Origin of the sequence: Aquibium pacificum (genome assembly GCF_040839445.1) — a bacterium.
Lineage (GTDB): Bacteria > Pseudomonadota > Alphaproteobacteria > Rhizobiales > Rhizobiaceae > Aquibium > Aquibium pacificus.
On sequence record NZ_JBDPGJ010000024.1, the window covers coordinates 1 to 1364 of the forward strand.

The 1364-nt window shown below is 60.0% G+C and carries 4 protein-coding genes; all 4 read right to left on the bottom strand.

The genetic code is table 11. The features are described from left to right. The coding region (locus ABGN05_RS29985) for an acyclic terpene utilization AtuA family protein (RefSeq protein ID WP_367957702.1) at positions 1 to 129 on the bottom strand (129 nt) is incomplete at its 3' end. Positions 130 to 134: 5 nt separating this feature from the next. After that, a complete protein-coding gene (locus ABGN05_RS29990) occupies positions 135 to 920 on the bottom strand; it encodes an enoyl-CoA hydratase-related protein (protein WP_257810452.1) in 786 nt (261 codons plus the stop codon). A gap of 80 nt (positions 921 to 1000) precedes the next feature. After that, complete coding sequence (locus ABGN05_RS29995; protein ID WP_367957700.1) at positions 1001 to 1222, bottom strand: hypothetical protein; 222 nt, start codon at positions 1220 to 1222, stop codon at positions 1001 to 1003. 9 nt (positions 1223 to 1231) lie between these two features. Then, positions 1232 to 1364: acyl-CoA dehydrogenase family protein (locus tag ABGN05_RS30000; protein ID WP_367957704.1), on the bottom strand; the 133-nt coding region annotated here is incomplete at its 5' end.

The following is a 1364-nucleotide window of genomic DNA, read 5'->3' on the forward strand; positions in this document are numbered from 1 at the left end:
GATCTCGGCGAGATAGTCGAAGACCAGATAATCGATGTCGCCCCGGGAGACCAATTGCCCAACCGCTTCGGGCGTATCCCCCCAGAAGCCGGACGCGCATCCAATGCGCACAGTTCGCCCAGTCATCATCCCCCCTACCTCCCGGTCCAGTCTGGCACGCGCTTCTCGATGAAAGCGGAAAAGCCCTCGCGCGCATCTTGGGTCATTGCGATGCGCGGCAGCATCGTTTCGGCAAAGCGGAACTGCTGCTCGATCGTCATGTCCTGCATCGCGTGATAGGAATACTTCCCCAGCCGGACGGCCGAGGGCGAGCGCGTCGTGATGAGGCTGGTCAGTTCGTTCACCTTGGCGTCCAGCGCGTCCGGTTCGGTCACATAGTTGACGATACCGTATTCCAGCGCCTGTTCGGCGGTCCAGGGTTCGCCGGTGATATACATTTCCAAGAGCCGACGACGCGGGATCACCCTCATCATCTGCGGCATGATCATCATCGGAAACAGTCCGATCTTAACCTCGGGCGTGGCGATCTTGGCGGTGCTGGCCATAACGGCAATATCGCAGGCGCAGACCAGCCCCGATCCGCCGCCCATCGCATGCCCGTTGATGCGTCCGATGATCGGCTTGTTGCATTTTTCCATCAGGGAAAACAGGCCGATGACGAAATGTCCGGGCTGCGAGATGTCGCCGGTGAACGGACCGCCATCAGCGCCCGCCTTCAGATCGCCCCCTGCGCAGAAGGCGCGGTCGCCAGCCCCGGTCAGAACGATGACAAGTACCTCGTCATCGGCGTCCGCCGCCTCTAAGGCGTCAATCAGCGCCTCGACGGTTGGCAAATTCAACGGATTGCGCTTTTCCGCGTTGTTGATGGTGATCGTCGCAACCCGGTCCTTGGTATCCAGCAGCACAAGTGAATCTGACATCGGTTATTTCTCCTTTTTGAGCCCGTTGCCGAATGGCCCCCAGCGTACGGTTCAAGTCGCCTGCTAACGGTTTGGGCGGTTCACGACCGTCCCTCGAGCGCCGCCAGGTCCATCAACTCGATCACATCCAGCAAGAGGAGAACCATGTTCGTTTCGGAAACCCATTCCGACATTTCCACCGGAAGAAGAAACCGCTGTCGCCGACCCGGTTGACGATAAAAATTCACCATTTCCGTCACCCCACTCTCGCGTTTCCTTCGTCGCCGGTCAGCCTCCGCACAGCTTTTCGCTGCCTGCACCACGACCACTCCCTATATGTTCTTCAGAAGTTCGCCGGAGATGATGAGCTTGCGCACCTCCTGCGTGCCTGCACCCACCTCGAGCACCCGCCCCGTCCGATAGAGGCGGTTGACCTCGGTGTCGCGCATGTAGCCCGATCCGCCG